Below are 18,510 nucleotides of genomic sequence, written 5' to 3' on the forward strand. Positions count from 1 at the left end.
GCCTTCGTACGGAAGCCGGTCGAGGCCGTGCGCGCCGTGCTCGCCCCCAAGACGGCGGGCCTCGACGCCCTGCTCGACGCGGTGGCCGGTGATCCGCTGCGGTTCTGCGTGCTGTTCTCCTCGGTCGCCTCGATGGTCCCCGCCGCGGCCGTGGGGCAGAGCGACTACGCGATGGCCAACGCCCACCTGGACGCCGTCGCCCGCCGCGCGCCCCACGGGCTGCCGGTGGTGAGCGTGGCCTGGCCGAGCTGGCGGGGCGTCGGCATGGGAAGCGAACGCCCGGGGCCCGGCTACCTCGCCACCGGTCTCGGCGACCTCTCGGAGGCGGAGGGCCTGCGGCTGCTCGACCATGTGCTGTCCACCGGGGCGGGCCCCGTCGTCCTGCCGGCGATCGTCGCTCCGGAGTGGACGCCGGACGCGCTGCGCGCCGGGCGCGCGAAGGTTCAGGGGGCGCCCGGGGCCGCGGCTCCCGTGCCGTCGGCTCCGCGCGCCGGGAGCGGCGCGGGTGCCGCCGAGCGGGCCGAGGCGTGGCTCCTCGGGCTGCTCGCCGACGAGTCGGGCTTCGACCGCGGCCGTCTCGCCGCCGACGTGCCGATCTCCGACTACGGCACCGACTCGATCATGATGGTCGAGGTCCTGCGCAAGGTCGGCTCCGAACTGGACGTCGACCTCGACCCGTCGGTCCTCGTGGACCACCCCACCGTGCAGTCCTTCGTCGGCTGGCTCGGCGACCACCACGGACAGGCCCTGACGGCCGCCTTCGGCGACCCGGCCGCGGGTGCGGCGGCCGATTCCGCGGCTCCGACGCCCGATTCCGCGGCTCCGGCGGCCGTGCCCGCAATGACCACGGCCGCGCCGCCGGTGACCGCCGCCGTGCCCGCCACGCGCCACCGGGCGCCCGCAGGCACCCCGTACGACATCGCCGTGGTCGGCATGTCGGGGCGCTTCCCCGGCGCCCCGGACCTCGACGCCTACTGGCGGCTGCTCAGCGAGGGCCGTTCGGCGATCGCCCCCGTGCCCGCGGAGCGCTGGGGGAGCGCGACCGGGTACACCGCGGGGCTGCTCGACCTCGACGGGTTCGACCCCGGCCACTTCCACCTGTCCGACGCCGACGCCGCCGCTATGGACCCGCAGGCGCTGCTGCTCCTGGAGGAGACGCTGTTCGCGCTCTGCGACGCGGGATACACCCCCGAGGAGGTGAAGGGACGCGACATCGGCGTGTACGTGGGCGGACGCACCCGGCACGCCCCCGACGAGGCGACCCTCGCCCGCAGCCGCAACCCCGTGGTCGCCGTCGGCCAGAACTACCTGGCCGCCAACCTGTCGCACCACTTCGACCTGCGCGGCCCCAGCACGGTCGTCGACACCGCGTGCTCCTCCGCGCTCGTCGCACTGCACCACGCCGCCCAGGCCCTGCGCTCCGGCGACGTCGAGGCGGCCGTGGTCGCCGGCGTCTCGCTGCTGCCCGACGCCGGCGGGCACCGCCTGTTCGACCGGCGGGGGCTGCTCAACACCGGCACGGAGTTCCACGTCTTCGACCGGCGGGCCCGCGGCTTCACGCCCGCCGAGGGCGTCGGCGTCCTCCTGCTCAAGCCGCTCGCCGCGGCCGAGGCGGACGGCGACCGCGTGCACGCCGTGCTCAAGTCGGTGGCCGTCAACAACGACGGCAGGACAGCGGGCCCCGCCACCCCCAGCCCCGGCGCCCAGCGCGGCGTCATGGCCCGCGCCCTCGCCGCGTCGGGGCTCGCCGCCGACGACGTCACGTACATCGAGACCAACGCGGCGGGCTCGGAGATCCCCGACCTGATCGAGCTGAAAGCCGTCGCGGCCGTCTACCGCGACGGCTCCGCCACGCCCTGCTCGCTCGGCTCGGCCAAGCCCAACATCGGCCACCCGCAGTGCGCCGAGGGCATCGCCGGGGTCATCAAGACCGTCCTGATGCTCCGCAACCGCGCCATCGTGCCCTTCCTCAGCGGGCAGCAGCCCCTCAAGCACTTCGACCTCGCCGCGACGCCCCTGCGCTTCGAGCGCTCGCTCGTCCCCTGGCCCGACGCCCCGCTCGTCGCCGCCGTCTCCAGCTTCGCCGACGGCGGCACCAACGCCCACGCCGTCCTGGCCGGGCGGGACGACGCGGCGGCGGCCGGGCGCCGCGAGCCGCTGGACCGCCCCCGCCTCAAGCGGCGCCGCCTGCCGACCGCGGGCGCCGAACGCTTCGCGATCATCGGCATGGCGGGGCACTACCCGGGCGCGGACGACCTCGCCGCGTTCTGGGCGAACCTGAAGGACGGCAGGGACAGCGTCTCCGAGGTGCCCGCGCCGCGCTGGACGCCCGGGGAGGGCGACGGCTCGCGCTGGGGCGGCTTCCTCGACGACGTCGGCCGCTTCGACGCCGACTTCTTCCGGATCTCCCGCCCCGAGGCCGAGATCACCGACCCGCAGGAGCGCTGGTTCCTGCGCACCTGCTGGGAGGCGATCGAGGACTCCGGATACACCCCCGCCGGGCTCGCCGAAACCAGGGGCCAGGACCGGCGGCGCGCGGTCGGCGTGTTCGCCGGGGCCATGCACAAGGACTACACCCTCGTCGCCGCCGAGGCGTCCGCACCGGTGCCGCTGGCCCTCAACCAGGGGCAGATCGCCAACCGCGTCTCCTTCGTCTGCGACTTCCACGGCCCGAGCATGACGGTGGACACCCTGTGCTCGTCCTCCCTCACCGCGGTGCACCTCGCCGTGGAGTCACTGCGCCGAGGAGAGTGCGACGTCGCCCTCGCCGGCGGCGTCAACCTCTCCCTGCACCCCGGCAAGTACCGCACCTACGGCGCCGTCGGCATGCACTCGTCCGACGGCCGCTGCCGCTCCTTCGGCGAGGGCGGGGACGGCTACGTGTCCGCCGAGGGCGTCGGCGCGGTCGTCATCAAGCCGCTCGCCGCCGCCGAGGCCGACGGCGACCACATCTACGCCGTCATCGCCGGGTCCGCCGTCAACCACGTCGGCTCGGCGAGCGGCTTCAGCGTGCCGAGCCCGGTCGGCCAGGCCGCCGTCATCACCGCGGCCCTCGACCGGGCCGGTGTCGACGCCCGCTCCATCGGCTGCCTGGAGGCCCACGGCACCGGCACCTCGCTGGGCGACCCCATCGAGATCAAGGGCCTGACCAACGCCTTCGGCAGGCACACGGACGACCGGGGCTTCTGCGCCATCGGGTCGGTCAAGTCCAACATCGGGCACGCGGAGTCCGCCGCCGGTGTCGCGGGCCTGACCAAGGCGGTGCTGCAACTGCACCACCGCACCCTGGTCCCGTCCCTGCACGCGGACACCGTCAACCCGCTGCTCGGCCTCGACGGCACCCCCTTCCGGCTCCAGCGCACCACCCAGGCGTGGCCCGCGCCGCCGAAGGGGCCGCGCCGCGCGGGGCTCAGCTCCTTCGGCGCCACCGGCGCGGGCGCGCACATCGTCCTTGAGGAGTACGTGCCCGTCGCCGAAGCCGTGCCTTCCCGCGCCCCCGAAGGGCCCGTCGTCGTCCCGCTGTCCGCGCGCACCGAGGACCAGCTGCGGCGGAGCGCCGCACGGCTGCGGGACGCCCTCACCGGGAGCGGCACTTCGCATCCGCTGCGCGACATCGCGTACACCTTGCAGGTCGGCCGGTACGAGTGGCCCGTACGCGTGGCCTTCGTGGCACGTGACGTGAGCGAACTGGACCGGCAGCTCCGTGAGTTCGCCGACCGCGGGGTGCGCCCGGCGCTCGGCGGTGGCGAGCCGTACGGGGCCGCGCGGCGGTGGGCGGACGGCTCCGCCGTGGACTGGAACGCCCACTACGGCGAGGACCGGCCGCGGCGCGTGGCGCTGCCGACGTATCCGTTCGCGGGGGAGTGGCACTGGGTCCCCACGGGTGGCGCCGACGGCGTCCGTGGCGCGGCGGCGGGTGGCGTGGCCGCCGATGCCCCCGCCTTCGCCGCCGAGGTGGCCGCAGGGGAGCGGGCCGAGGCGCCCGTCGTGCCGCCGGGCGGGCTCCTGAGCGTGCCGCGCTGGACGGAGTCGCCCGTCGCCCCCGCCGCGGGGCCCGCGCCCCGCAGGGTCCTGATCGCCGCCGACGAGCCGGGGGCCGGACTCGCGGGGGCGCTGGCCGCGCACTTCCGGCGCGGCGACGTCACCGAGGTGACCGAGCGGCCCTTCGACGACCCGTTCGCCCTCACGGGTGCCGCGCCCGACCGGCTCCTCCTCGTGAGCGGCCGGGGCCCGGCCGCGGACGGCACATCGGCCGGGCCCGAACTCGCGCTGCTGCGCCTGGTCAAGGCCGTCCAGCGGCTCGACGGCGGGCGCACGGACCTGTGCGTCGTCACCCAGGACACGCAGTCGGTCGCCGGCGAGCGGAGCGCCGCGCACGGCGCGGGCCTGGCCGGACTCGCCTACTTCGTGGCGCGTGACTCCGGCAGGTTCGCCGTACGCAACCTCGACGTGGCGGCGGCCGACCTGCGGACACCCGAAGGACGCGCCGCCGTGGCCGCCCTGGTGGCCGCCGAACCCGCGTCCCCCGCCGCCGACCTGGTCGCGCTGCGCGGCGGGCGGCGGTACCGGCAGGAGGTCAACCCGGTGACCCCGGCCGAGGCCGCGACCCCGGGGCTCCCCGGCATCCGGCCCGGCGGCACCTACGTGGTGGTCGGCGGCAGCGGCTTCGTCGGACGCGTCGTCAGCCGCCACCTCATCGACCGCTACGACGCCAAGGTGGTCTGCGTGGGACGCCGCCCGCAGAGCGACCCGGCGGTGCGCGAGGCGCTCCACGGCGACCGCGTCGGCTACGTGCGGGGCGACGTCACCGACCCGCGCCAGGCACGGCGCGCGATCACCGAGGCCAAGGGGCTGCTCGGCGAGATCCACGGTGTGCTGTTCGCGGGTGCCACCCGCATCACCGGGGCCCCGGGCGCGCTCGCCGGCCTCGGCGAGGACGAGTTCCGCGCGCACTACGAGATCAAGGCGTCGGGCGCGCGGAACGTGTACGAGGCCGTGGCGGACGAACCGCTCGACTTCCTCTGCTACTTCTCGTCCGCCCAGGCCTTCTCCTTCGGCGGCGCGGGCACCCACGCCGCCTACGCGGCCGGCATCACCTCGGCCGACGCCTTCGCCAGGGCGATCGCACCGGACGCCGCCTTCCCTGTCGGCATCGTCAACTGGGGTGCCTGGCGCGCCTCGTTCGGCGAGGCCGCGCGCGACTACCCGGCCCTCGGCTTCCTGGACGACGACGAGGGCACCGCCTGCTTCGACACGGCGGTACGGCTGCTGCGGGCGGGCCGCCACCGGCAGGTCATCGGCATGCGCGCCCCGGCCCGCCCCGCGCCTCGCGCCGAGGCGGCCGACCGGCCGGACCCGGCGGGACGGACCGCGCCCGCGGGCCGCGACCGGCGCCCGGAGCTGCGGGGCCTGCTCGTGGAGCGCCTGGCGCGGACGCTGCGCGTGCCGAAGGAGGACGTGTCGGCCGCGACGGCCTTCGCGGACCTCGGCGTCGACTCCATCACCGGATCGACCTTCGTCGCCCAGATCGCGGAGGAGCTGGGCGTCGAGCTGAACGCGGCGGCGCTGTACGAGTTCTCCTCCGCCGAACGGCTCGCCGAGCATCTGGACGGGCTGCTGGCCGAGCGGGCGGCGGCGGAACCGCCACGGCCGCCGGAGGCGGCACCACCGCCCGCACCATCCGTACCGGCGGCCCCGGACGACCTGATCGTGACGTTGGAAGCACGGTTCGCGGCGGGAGAGCTGTCCGCCGCGGAAGTGCTCGACCTGCTCGACGCAGAGCTGGCCACGAGGGAGCAACGATGAGCAGCGCTAACTTCCGCGACATCCTCGACGGATACGTCAGGGGCGCGGTCGGCGCGGAGCAGGCACGCGGTCTCCTCGACGCGCGCCGCCACGACCCGGCGCCGGAGCCCGCGGCCGACGCCGCCGACCGCCTCGACCGTTCGCGGATGCTGGACGTCGCGGTGGTCGGCATGGCCGGGCAGTTCCCGGGGGCGGCGGACGTACGCGAGTTCTGGCGCAACCTCACCGAGGGCCGCGTCGGCTACGGCGAGCTGCCCGACCACTACATCGCCCCCGACGACCCGGCCGGCTACCGCTGGGGCGGCGCCCTCGCCGAACGGGACCACTTCGACGCCGAGTTCTTCGGCATCCGGCCGTACGAGGCCGACCTGATGAGCCACAACCAGCGGCTGCTGCTCCAGGAGAGCTGGCACGCCCTGGAGGACGCCGCGATCGACCCGACGTCGCTCACCGGCTCGCGGACGGGCCTGTTCATCGGCGCCGAGCCCACCGGCTATCCGCACGAGTCGTTCACCGGCGCCTCCGACGCCCTGGTGGCCTCCAGGCTCTCGTACTTCCTCGACCTGCGCGGCGCCGCCCTCGTGGTCAACACCGCCTGCTCCTCCTCCCTGGCCGCCGTGCACCTGGCCTGCCAGAGCCTGCGCTCGGGGGAGTCGACGCTCGCGCTGGCCGGGGGCGTGAACGCGGGCCTGGACGCGCGCGGCCTCGACCTCCTCGTCGAGAGCGGCGCGATGTCACCGAGCGGCGAGTGCCGCACCTTCGACGCCGGTGCCAACGGCACCGTCTACTCCGAGGCCGTGGCCGTCCTCGTGCTGAAGCGGCTCTCGGACGCCATCGCCGACGGCGACCACGTCCATGGCGTCATCCGCGCCACCGGCATGAACCAGGACGGTGCGAGCAACGGCATCACCGCCCCGAACGGCGCCGCCCAGGAAGAGCTGGTCCTCGACGTCTACCGCCGCTTCGGCATCCCCGCCGAACGCGTCGGATACGTCGAGGCCCACGGCACCGGCACCGCACTCGGCGACCCGGTGGAGGCGAACGCGCTGGTCCGGGCGTTCCGGCGGCTCACGGGCGAGCGCGGGTTCGCCGCACTCGGCAGCGCCAAGGCGCACATCGGCCACACGGGTGCCCCCGCGGGGGTCGTCGGCATGATCAAGGTGCTGCTCTCGATGCGGCACGGCCGACTCGTCGGCATGCCGACGCTGCGTGACCTCAACCCGCTGATCGACCTCGCCGACTCGGCGTTCGTCGCCGACGCGGCGGCCGGCCCCTGGCGGCGTCCCGGCGGGCTGCCGCTGATGGCCGCCGTGAACTCCTTCGGCCACAGCGGGACCAACGCGCACGTCGTCGTCGAGCAGTACGTGCCCGTGGCCGCGCGTGCCGCGACCCCGCAGGGCGCGGGCCCGTGGGTCGTGCCGCTCTCGGCGCGTACGCCCGAGCGGCTGCGCGCGTACGCGGGGAACCTCGCGGACCACCTCGCGGATGACGGGGCGGACACCTCGCCCGCCGCCCCGGAGCCGGTGGCGCCCGCGCGGGTGTGCGCCGTGGTGGCCGGCGTGCTGGGCGTCGACGCCGCTGAGATCGACCCGGAGGAGCCCCTCGGCTCCTACGGGGTGCGGCCCGAGCAGTTCGGCCGCATCGGCGAGGCACTGGAGGCCGGGTTCGGCGGTCGCGTCGACGGCGACGCCCTGCACGAGGGGAGCACGGCGGCCGAGATCGCCCGCCTCGTGGACGCGTCCCCGCGCACCGCCGGAGACGTCCGTACCGGGGACGACGCGCGTACGGAGAGCACGTCGCCGTCGCTCGACGACGTGGCGCGCACGTTGCAGCTCGGGCGGGCCGCACTGGCGTCGCGCGCGGCCCTCGTCGTACGGGACCTCGACGAACTCGTCGCCGGGCTCCGCGCGCTGGCCGAGGGCACCGAGCTGCCCGACGGCTGCTGGGTGGGCGAGGGCGACGGGCGCTCCGACGTCGCCCGGCTGTTCGCCGCCGACGACGAGCTGCGCGAGGCCGTGGGCAAGTGGCTCGAACGCGGCAAGCTGACCCGGGCCGCGGAGCTGTGGGTACGGGGCGGCCCGGTGGACTGGGCCGTACTGCACAGGAACGGCACGCCGACGCGCGTCCCCCTGCCCGGCTACCCCTTCGCCGCGACCCGCCACGGCATCCCCATGACCACGGCGGCTCCCGCCGCCCCCGCTGCTCCCGTTCCGGTGGCCGAGCCGGTCTCCGCCGAGCCGGTGGAGCAGCGGCCCGAGCGGCTCGCGGAGGCGGTGGAGCGGCGGATCGCCCTGATGGCCACGGAGCTGCTCGGCGGCACCGAGGGCGACGACGCGGTCGACCCGGGGGAACAGCTCGACCGCTACGGCATCGACTCCATCACCCGCACCCGCCTGAACCAACTCCTGAGCGAGGCGTTCCCGGCCGCGTCCCGCACCCTGTTCTTCGAGTTCGCCAAGGTCGAGGGCGTGGCCGGGCACCTCGTCGAGAGGTTCCCCGACGCCTGCCGGGCGTTCCTGGGGCGGGGCGCCGCGCCCGCGGAGCCCGCGCCGGCGGTGGACGAGACCCGGCGGCCCGCGCCGGCGGCGGACGAGACCCCGCGGCCCGCGCGGCCCGCGCCGGCCGCCGAGCCCGTGGACACGGGGCTCGACGACTTCGACGGCGCCATCGCCGTGATCGGCATGAGTGGCACCTTCCCCGACGCCCCCGACCAGGACAGCTTCTGGCGGCTGCTCATGGAGGGGCGGAGCGCTGTCACGGAGATACCCGGGCGCCGCTGGGACTGGCGCGAGCACTACGATCCGCGGCCCGAGGGCGCCGACGTGGTGCGCAAGAGCCACTCCAAGTGGGGCGCGTTCCTCGACGGGTTCGACGCGTTCGACCCCGCGCTCTTCGGCTTCACCGAGCAGGAGGCCCGCAACACCGACCCGCAGGTACGCCTCTTCCTCCAGGAGTGCTGGAGGGCCCTGGAGGACGCGGGCCTCGCCCCGTCGAAGCTGCCCTCCGGCGTCCGCGGCCGCATCGGCGTCTTCGCGGGCGGCGCCAAGCACGGGTTCACGCAGCTCGGCGCCGAGGGGCGCCTGGAGATGCCGCGCACGTCGTTCGGCGACATGGTCAACCGGGTCTCGTTCCAGTTCGACCTCGGAGGCCCGAGCAAGGCCGTGGACACCGCCTGCTCCTCGGCCCACGTGGCACTGCACGAGGCGGTCGAGAGCCTGCGCTCCGGCCACTGCGACCTGGCGCTCGTCGGGGCGGTGAACCTCTACCTGCACCCGTCCACGTACGTCGAACTGGCCACGGTCGGGCTGCTGTCCGACCGGGACGACTGCGCGTCCTTCGGCGCGGAGGCCGCCGGGATCGTGCCCGGCGAGGGCGTCGGCGCGGTGCTGCTCAAGCCCCTGCGGCAGGCGCGCCGCGACGGCGACCCGGTGCACGCGGTGATCCGCGGCAGTGCCGTCAACCACAACGGCCGCACCATCGGCTTCACCAGCCCCAGCGCGCAGCGCCAGGCCGAGGTGATCCGCGAGGCGCTGCGCGACGCCCGCGTGGACCCGCGGACCGTCGGCTACGTGGAGGCCACGGCGAACGGCTCCGAGATCGGCGACGCCGTCGAGATGACGTCCCTCACCCAGGTCTTCGAGGACCGGCGGGACGCGCACGGGCCGTACCGCATCGGCTCCCTGAAGCCCAACATCGGCCACGGCGAGGCGGCAGCCGGCATGGCGCAACTCCTCAAGGTCGTCCTCGCGCTCCGGCACCGCACGCTGCCGCCGACCCGGCTGCCCGAGGAGTACAACCCGGCCATCGACGTCGACCGGCTCCCCTTCGAGCTGTCCGGTACCCCCGTGGCCTGGGACCGGGTCACGGTCGACGGGGTCCCCGCGCCGCGCCGCGCCGGGATCACCGGCCTCGGCGGGGGCGGCACCAACGCGCACGTCGTCCTGGAAGAGGCTCCCGAGCCGGCCCCCCGCCCCCGGCCTGCCGAGCGCGGGCCCGTGCTCTTCGTCCTCTCCGCGCACACACCGGAACGCCTCGACGCGTACGCCGGCCTCTGGCTCGACTTCCTCGGGCAGCGGCCCGCGGCCGCCATGGCGGACATCGCGTACACCGTGCAGGTCGGCCGTACGGACCTGACGCACCGTCTCGCCGTCATCGCCTCGGGGGCCGAGGAGCTGCGCGGCCATCTGACGCGGTGGCGCAGGGGCCGCCCCTCCGACGCGGTGTTCTCGGCCACGGCCGCCCGGGTGGACGCGTCGGGGCTCGACGTCGCCCTGCGCGAGCGGGACCTCGCCCGGGTCGCGGACCTGTGGGTGCGCGGCGCGGCCGTCGACTGGAGCGCCCTCCACGCGGACGGTGACGGCGACCGCGGCGCGGGTGGACGGCCCGTGCGGGTGCCGGGGCTGCCGACGTATCCGTTCGAGCGCAGGATTTGCTGGGTCGACGAGCCCGCCCCGGCGCCGGCCCGCGAGCACGGCCCCGCCCCCGCCACGGGGCACCCCTTCGTGACCTCCCAGGTGCCCCTGGCCGACGGCGGCACCGTGTTCAGCGGCGAGGTGTCACTCGCCACGCACCCGTGGATCGCGGACCACGCGGTGTCCGGCACCGTGCTCTTCCCCGGCACGGGCTTCGTCGAGATGGCGCTGCACGCCGGGCGGACGCTGGGCTGCGGGCGCCTCGAAGAACTCACCCTGGAGGCCCCGCTCACCCTCACGGAGCAGGCACCGGGCGGCGTCCGGCTCCAGCTCGCCGTGGGCGCGCCCGACGCCACGGGCAGCCGCCCCGTGGAGGTGCACTCGCGGCCCCTCGCCGACGACGAGGCGGCGCGGCGGCCCGCCGAGGCGCCCTGGACACGGCACGCCACCGGGCTGCTCGCCGCCGACGAAGCCGAAGCCGAAGCCGAAGCCGACACCGATGCCGATGCCGGCGCCGGGTTCGAGGGTTGGGCGGTGTGGCCCCCGGCCGGCGCCGTATCCGTACCGGTGGACGACTACTACCAGGTGATGGCCGACGCCGGGTACGCCTACGGCCCCGCGTTCCGCGGGCTGCGCGCGGTCTGGCGGCGCGGCGACGAGGTCTTCGCCGAGGCCGCGCTCGACGACGTCCCCGACGCGGCACGCTACGGCCTGCACCCCGCGCTGCTCGACTCGGCACTGCACGCGATGGGCTTCGGCGGCTTCGTCCGGGACGGCGGCGGTCTGCTGCCGTTCTCCTGGACCGGGATGCGGCTGTTCGCGGGCGGCGCGGCCTCCGTGCGGGTGCGGCTCACCGGCGCCGGTACCGACGCGGTCTCGGCCGAGGTCGCCGACGCCGACGGCAGGCCCCTCGCCGTACTCGCATCCCTGGTGCTGCGCCCGGTCACCGGCACGGCACCGAAGTCCGCCCGTCCCGCGGCCCTGCCGGACGAACTGCTCCGCCTGGAGTGGACGCCCCTCGCGCCGGCCGACGCCCCCGTCGGAACCTGGGCCGTGGCGGGCCCGGACGACCTCGGCCTCGCCGCCGACCTGCGCGGCGCGGGCCTCGACATGACGGACGGGGCGGAGACCTCGCTGCTCTCCCTGGGCGCGGGCCCCGCGGCCGACCTCGCCGCGGAGATCAGGGCCGCCACCGCGCGCGCCCTCGACCTGGTGCGGGCGTGGCTGAACGACGAGGGCCAGGCCGCCGGGCGCCTCGTCGTCGCGACCCGCAACGCCGTCTCCACCCGCGTCGGCGAGGACGTCGGCGACCTGGTCCACGCCCCCGTGTGGGGCCTGCTGCGGGCCGCCCAGGCGGAGAACCCCGAGCGGCTGCTCCTGGTCGACGTGGACGGCGACGAGGCGTCCGCCGCCGCGCTGCCCGCGGCGGTCGCGTCCGCCGTCGCCGCAGGGGAGTCACAGCTCGCCCTGCGCGCGGGACAGGCTTTGGCGCCCCGCCTCGCCCCGCTCGCCTCGGACAGCGCGCTCGTGCCCCCGGGCGACGGCACCGCATGGCGCCTGGACACCAGCGGCGCGGGCACCCTGGAGAACCTCGCCCTGCTGCCGTGGCCCGCGGCCGACGCGCCGCTCGGCCCCGGCCAGGTGCGGATCGAGGTGCGCGCGGCGGGCCTCAACTTCCGTGACGTGCTCGGCGCGCTGGGCATGTACCCCGGCGAGCTGACGCTCGGCGCCGAGGGGGCGGGAACCGTCCTCGACGTGGGCGCCGACGTGACCCACCTCGCCGTCGGCGACCGCGTGATGGGCCTCTTCCCCAGCGGCCTCGGGCCCGTCTGCGTCGCCGACGCGCACACCGTCGTGGCGATGCCCGCCGACTGGTCCTACGAACAGGCGGCGGCCGTCCCCGTGGCGTTCGCCACCGCGTACTACGGCCTGGTCGACATGGGCGGCCTCCGCTCCGGCGAGTCGGTCCTCGTGCACGCGGCGGCGGGCGGGGTCGGCATGGCCGCCGTACAGCTCGCCCGGCATCTGGGCGCGGAGGTCTTCGCCACCGCGAGCGAGGGCAAGTGGGACGCCGTACGTGCCCTCGGCGTACCCGACGACCACCTCGCCTCCTCGCGGGACCTCGGCTTCGAGGAGCACTTCCGCACCGTCACCGAAGGGCGGGGCGTGGACGTCGTCCTCGACTCGCTCGCCCGCGAGTTCGTCGACGCCTCGCTGCGGCTGCTGCCGCGCGGCGGGCGGTTCGTGGAGATGGGCAAGACCGACATCCGTGACGCGGCCCAGGTCGCGACCGAGCACTTCGCCGTGCGCTACCGGGCGTTCGACATCGTCGACGCCGGGCCGCGCCGCATCGGGGAGATCCTCGCCGAGATCGTCGGCCTCTTCGAGCGGGGCGTCCTGACCCATCTGCCGCGCCGCGCCTGGGATCTCCGGCGGGCGCCCGAGGCATTCCGGTTCATGAGCCAGGCCCGGCACGTCGGCAAGATCGTGCTGACCGTGCCGCGCCGGCCCGACCCCGGCCGCACCGTCCTCATCACCGGCGGCACCGGCACCCTGGGCGGCATGCTCGCCCGGCACCTGGTGACCGAGCGCGGCGCCCGGCACCTGCTGCTGCTCGGCCGGCGCGGGCCCGACGCGCCAGGAGCGGCCGAGCTGACCGCCGAACTCCGGTCGGCGGGCGCCGAGGTGTCCGTCGTGGCCTGCGACGTCGCCGACCGGCGGCGGCTCGCGGAAGTGCTCGCCGCCATCCCCGCCGAGCACCCGCTCGGCACCGTCGTGCACACCGCGGGCGACCTCGACGACGGGGTCTTCGACGCGCTGACCCCCGAACGGCTCGCCCGGGTCCTGCGGCCCAAGGCCGAGGGCGCCTGGAACCTCCACGAGCTGACCCGGGGGGCCGACCTGGCCGAGTTCGTGCTGTTCTCCGGCGCGGCCGGGGTCCTCGGCAACCCCGGGCAGTCCAACTACGCCGCGGCCAGCTCGTTCCTCGACGCCCTCGCCCAGCACCGCAGGGCGCTCGGGCTGCCGGGCACCTCACTGGCCTGGGGGTACTGGGAGCAGGCCACGGGCCTCACGAAGCACCTGAGCGAGGGCGACACCGGCAGGATGGCCCGCGGCGGGCTGCTGCCGCTGCCTTCGGCGGACGGCCTCGCCCTCTTCGACCTGGCCCGGGGCGCGGACGAACCGCTACAGGTCCCGATGCGCCTCGACCTCGCGGCGCTGCGCACGCAGGCGGACGCGGGGGAGGGCCACCCGCTCCACCGCGCCCTGCTGCGGAGCGCGCCGCGGGCGGCCGCGGCCTCCGCCGACCGGGCGGGCAAGGGCCTCGACGCCCTCGCCGGTCTCTCCCCGGACGAACAGCTCGCGCTCGTCCTCGACCTGGTGTGCGAGACGGTCGGCTCGGTCCTGGTGACCGACCCCGCCACCATCGGCCCGGACACCGGCTTCGTCGAACTGGGCCTCGACTCCCTGACCGCCGTGGAACTCCGCAACCGCCTCAACCGCGCGACGGGCCTGCGCCTGCCGGTGACCCTGGTCTTCGACCACCCGGCACCGGGACCGCTCGCCGCGTACCTGCGGCGGCGCCTGACGAGCGGGGGCAAGGCCGGTACGCGGCCCACGACCACCCAGGGGGCGGCACCGGCGACCACTCCCGCCACCACGCCGTCACAGCCCACCGCCACGCCACGGCCACCGCAGCCCGCCCGGCACACGCCCCCGGCGGATCAGCCCACGGTCACGCCGTCCCCGGCGCGGACCCCGCAGGAGCGTTCGCCGCAGGCCGCCCGGCAGGCGCCCCTGGCGGATCAGCCGACGGTCACGCCGTCCCCGGCGCGGACCCCGCAGGAGCGTTCGCCGCAGGCCGCCCGGCAGGCGCCCCCGGCGGAACATCCCACGGTTACGCCGGCCCCGGCGGATCAGCCGACAGTCACGCCACCCCCGGCGCGGACCCCGCTGGCACCGTCACCGCAGCCTCCGTCCACGCCGTCGTCCGCACTACCCGCGGCCGAGCCGCCCCCCGTCACGCCCCAGACCCTCCTCGCCGGCGCGGGCCTGGAGCACCTCGGTGCGGTTCTCGACTTCGGCTGCCGCGGCGTCGCGTCGCTCATCGGTCTCGCCGACGCGCACCCCGCGCTCATCGCGCACGGCGTGACCTCCGACAAGGAGCTTGCCGACCGCGCCCAGCGGGAGACCGGCGGACGGCCCGGTCTCGACGGGCGGGTCGTGCTGTTCCACCGGAGCGGTCCGCTCGACCCCTTCCCCGGCCAGTACGACCTGGCGTACGGCATCGACGCCACCTACCGGGTGGAGGACAAGCAGGCACTCTTCGCCCGGCTCGACGCGGCCCTCGTGGACGGCGGGCAACTCCTCGTCGCCGACCACCTGTGCACGCTCAGCGGCGACCTGGTGGACGCCCGCGCCGGGATCAGCGTCCCCACCCCCCGCACCTGGGCCGAGCTCTTCGCGCGCCACCGCTTCGTGGTCGAGGAGGCGGGCGTCGACCACGGAACCGCCGAGCACCCCGACCCCGACCTGGCGGAGCCACTGCGGCGGGGCTGGATCGAACGCCGCCTCTTCCGCCTGCGCAAGGCGGCCTCCGGCACCGAGGAGGACCGCCTGCGGACCAACCGGGCACACCTGGCCGAGACCACCGCGCAGCCGCGCGCCCCGCGGAGCTGAAGGAGATACAGAGTCAATGTCGCCCCACGTCAAGCAGGCGCTGTCGGAACTCGCGGCCCGTGTCCTCGACGTCACCCCCGAGCGGGTCTCCCGTACGCCCTTCGATGAGCTGGGTCTCGACCTCGCCGCAGCCGTGGCGCTCACCGAGGAGATCAACTCCCGGTTCGGCACCACCCTCCCGACCGACGCGGTCGGCGGGGCAGGCGACCTCGACGGGCTCACCGCGCGCGTGGCGGGCCGACTGGGGCGCGACGCGCCGCCGGAGGCCGTCGCGGTGATCGGCATGCACTGCCGCGCCGCGGGCGCGGGCGACCCCGACGAGCTCTGGCAGGTGATCAGCTCGGGCGAGGACCGCACCACCGAGGTCGACGACCCGGTGGCGCTCTCCCTGCTCAAGGAGCACTTCCCGGACGCGGCGCCGCCGCGCTACGGACGCATGGCCGACAGCGACCGCTTCGACCCGGCGTTCTTCCGCATCGCGCCGCGCGAGGCCGCCGCCATGGACGCCGCCCAGCGCGTGCTGCTCGAATCCTGCTACCACGCCCTGGAGGACGCCGCGCAGGACGCGTCCGCGCTGCGCGGACGCGCGGTCGCCACCGTCGTCGGCAGCACCGGGCTCGCACCCCAGGCGGAGTACTCCGCGCACGCCCTCATGGGCGCCGACACCAGCATCATGGCGGCCCGCCTCGCCTACCAGCTCGACCTCAGCGGCCCCGCGATGACGGTCGACACCGCCTGCTCGTCCTCGCTCGTCGCCGTCGACATCGCCCGCAGGCTGCTCCTCGACGGCGAGTCCGACCTCGCGCTCGCCGCGGGCGTGTACGTGGCCAACCACCCCGGAACCTTCGTCACCATGGAGGCCCTGGGCACCGTCTCGCCCGGCCGCGCCTGCCGCCCCTTCGACGTCGACGCGGACGGCATGCTCGTCGGTGAGGGCGTCGGCGTACTCGTCCTCAAGCGCCTCTCCGACGCGGTGCGCGACAACGACCGGGTCCTCGGCGTCATCCGGGGCAGCGCCACCAACCAGGACGGCCGCACCTCCGGGATCACCTCGCCCAGCTCCGCCGCGCAGAGCGCGCTGCTGCGCGACGTCTACCGCCGCGGCGGCGTCGACATGGGCCGCCTGCGCTACGTGGAGGCGCACGGCACCGGCACCAGCCTCGGCGACCCGATCGAGGTGCACGGACTCACGGAGGCGTTCGCGGAGTTCACTGACCGCAGGCAGTTCTGCGCCGTCGGCTCGGTGAAGGCCAACATCGGGCACACCATGGGCGCCGCCGGCGTCCTCGGCGCCATCAAGGTGCTGCTGTGCATGCGGCACGGCAAACTGCCCCCGGCGGCGAACTTCCGTACCGAGAACAAGCACGCCGACTTCGAGGACAGCCCCGTCTACGTCAGCCGCGAACTGGCCGACTGGGACCGCGAGGGCGAGGCGCCCCGCGTCGCAGGCGTCAGCTCCTTCGGGTACAGCGGCACCAACGCCCACGTCATCATCGAGGAGTACGTGGCCGACCGCCCCGCGGCCCCGGCCCCATCCGGACGCCGGATGGTCGTACCGCTCTCGGCGAAGAGCGAGGAGCAGCTGCGCGAGAAGGCCGCCGCGCTCGCCGCCCACCTGCGCGCGGCAGGGGACCTCGCAATCCAGGACGTGGCGTACACCCTGCAGGTGGGACGTGAGGCCTTCGCCGAGCGCCTCGCCGTCACCGCCACGTCGACCGGTGAACTGCTCGGCCGCCTCGACGCGTTCGCCGGCGGCGCCGCCGCGGTGCCCGGCACCTACAGCGGCCGGGCCGCCGAGCGCCGCCCCGCGGCCGGTCCCGCGGGCCGCGACGTCGACGAGTTCGCGGCGGCCTGGGTCACCGGAGCCGCGGTGGACTGGCCGCGCCTGCACACCGGTACGGCACCCCGCCGCATCGCCCTGCCGGGGCACCCCTTCGTACGCGAGGTGTTCCCGCACGTCTGGGCGGACGGCACCGCCCAGGGACCCGCGGGGCAGGCCGGCACGGATGCGGGGTGCGCGGCGAACGCCGTCCCCTCCGTCCTCGCCGACCTCGACGAGGCCGCCGCCGAACACCTGCGCTCCGACCCGGCCGCCTCGGACCTCGAAGCCGCGCTGCGCTCCGACGTGATGGTGCGCGAACTGACCGCCGTCTGCCGCAGGATGCTCTTCGCCTCGCTGCGCCGCATGGACGTCTTCGCGGCGGCCGGCGAGCGGTACACGGAGGCCGAGCTGGTGGCCGGACTCGGCGTCGTGGACGAGCACCGCCCGCTCTTCCACGGGCTCCTCGGCGTCCTCACCGAAGGCGGCTACCTGCGCGCCGAGGGGGAGGAGCTGCTCACCACCGACCTGGTGGCCGAGCCCGGCCGGCTGACGTGGGACGAGGGCGAACTGGCGGCCCTCAGGCGCGAGGTGACCGCCGAGTACGCCGAGATGGACGGGTACTTCCACCTCCTGACGCTCTGCCTGGAGGAGATGCCCGACGTCCTCACCGGCCGCAAGAAGGCGCACGAAGTGCTCTTCCCCGGCGGCTCGTTCGACGCCGTGGAGGCCGTCTACCACAGCGACGGCGACACCAACGGCCTGGTCGCGGGGCTCGTCGCCCGCTATGTCCGCGCCCGGCGCGAACGCGACCCCGGGGCCGCCGTCTCCGTCCTGGAGATCGGCGCGGGCACCGGTGGCACCACCGCCAAGGTGCTGCCCGCCCTCGACGGCACGGACGGCGGGCTCAGCTACGTCTACACCGACATCTCGCGCGGCTTCACCCAGTACGGACGCAACCAATACGGCAAGGACCACCCCTATGTCACCTTCGCGCCGCTCGACATCGAGTCGCCGCCCGTGGAGCAGGGCTTCGAGCCGGGCAGCCAGGACCTCGTCCTCGCCTGCAACGTGCTGCACGCCACCCGCGGCATCGACGACACCCTGGCCCACGCCCGGCAGCTCCTGCGCCCGGGCGGCGTGCTGATCCTCCTGGAGACCACGCGGGCGCAGGACTTCTTCACCCTCACCTTCGGCCTGATGGGCGGCTGGTGGGCCTACGAGGACGACTGCCGCCTGCCGGGTTCCCCGCTGCTCAGCGTCTCCCTGTGGCGCCAGGCCCTGGAGCGCGGCGGGTTCCGCGCGGTCCGCAGCCTCTCGCCGGCCCCCGTGCGCGAGGACCAGGCGTACCAGGCGGTCGTCCTCGCGGAGAAGGAGGGCGCGCGCGGCTCCGGTGAGCCCGTGGCGGTGCTGCCCGACGGTCCGGCCCCGGGCGTCGTCACCCCCGTCCCGGAACCGGAGGCCCCGGCGGGCGAGGAGTCGGGCGCGCAGGAGTCGGGCGGCCCGCTCCAGGAGCTGGTGGCCGACGCGTGGCGCGACGTGCTCGGCGTCACCACGGTCCGCCCGGACGACGACTTCCAGGAGGTGGGAGGCGACTCGATCCTGGCGACCCAGATCATCTCCCGCCTCAAGAGCGGCTTCCCCTTCGAGCTCGACCTCGGGGAGCTGTTCCAGGCCCGCACCCTGGCCGACATGGTCGAGATGCTGGAGGCCGAGCTGATCGAGCGCATCGACGAGCTGCCCGAGGAGACCGTCGCCACCCTGCTCGCGTGAACCGGACCGTACGCCCGCCGC

3 protein-coding genes (1 of these 3 cut by a window edge) are annotated in these 18,510 nt (G+C 75.7%); all 3 read left to right on the top strand.

Annotated elements, in window-relative coordinates:
* Tightly spaced (at most 16 nt apart), the 3 genes in view from AB0I16_RS19165 to AB0I16_RS19175 form a layout consistent with a single transcriptional unit that may run on beyond the window.
* Positions 1-5,805 carry the end of an amino acid adenylation domain-containing protein gene (locus AB0I16_RS19165; RefSeq protein ID WP_363250600.1) on the top strand. It extends 17,589 nt beyond the left edge of the window, so only the last 5,805 of its 23,394 coding nucleotides appear in the window; its start codon lies beyond the left edge, outside the window; it ends in the stop codon at positions 5,803-5,805.
* Entirely contained in the window at positions 5,802-14,897 is a 9,096-nt protein-coding gene (locus AB0I16_RS19170; protein ID WP_363250601.1) for an SDR family NAD(P)-dependent oxidoreductase, read from the top strand. The genes AB0I16_RS19165 and AB0I16_RS19170 overlap by 4 nt, the downstream gene beginning before the upstream one ends.
* Positions 14,898-14,913: 16 nt before the next feature.
* Positions 14,914-18,489, top strand: coding sequence for a beta-ketoacyl synthase N-terminal-like domain-containing protein (locus AB0I16_RS19175; RefSeq protein ID WP_363250602.1), 3,576 nt, complete (start codon positions 14,914-14,916; stop codon positions 18,487-18,489).
* Positions 18,490-18,510: the final 21 nt, after the last annotated feature.

This window comes from Streptomyces sp. NPDC050703 (assembly GCF_040654435.1).
Classification (GTDB): domain Bacteria; phylum Actinomycetota; class Actinomycetes; order Streptomycetales; family Streptomycetaceae; genus Streptomyces.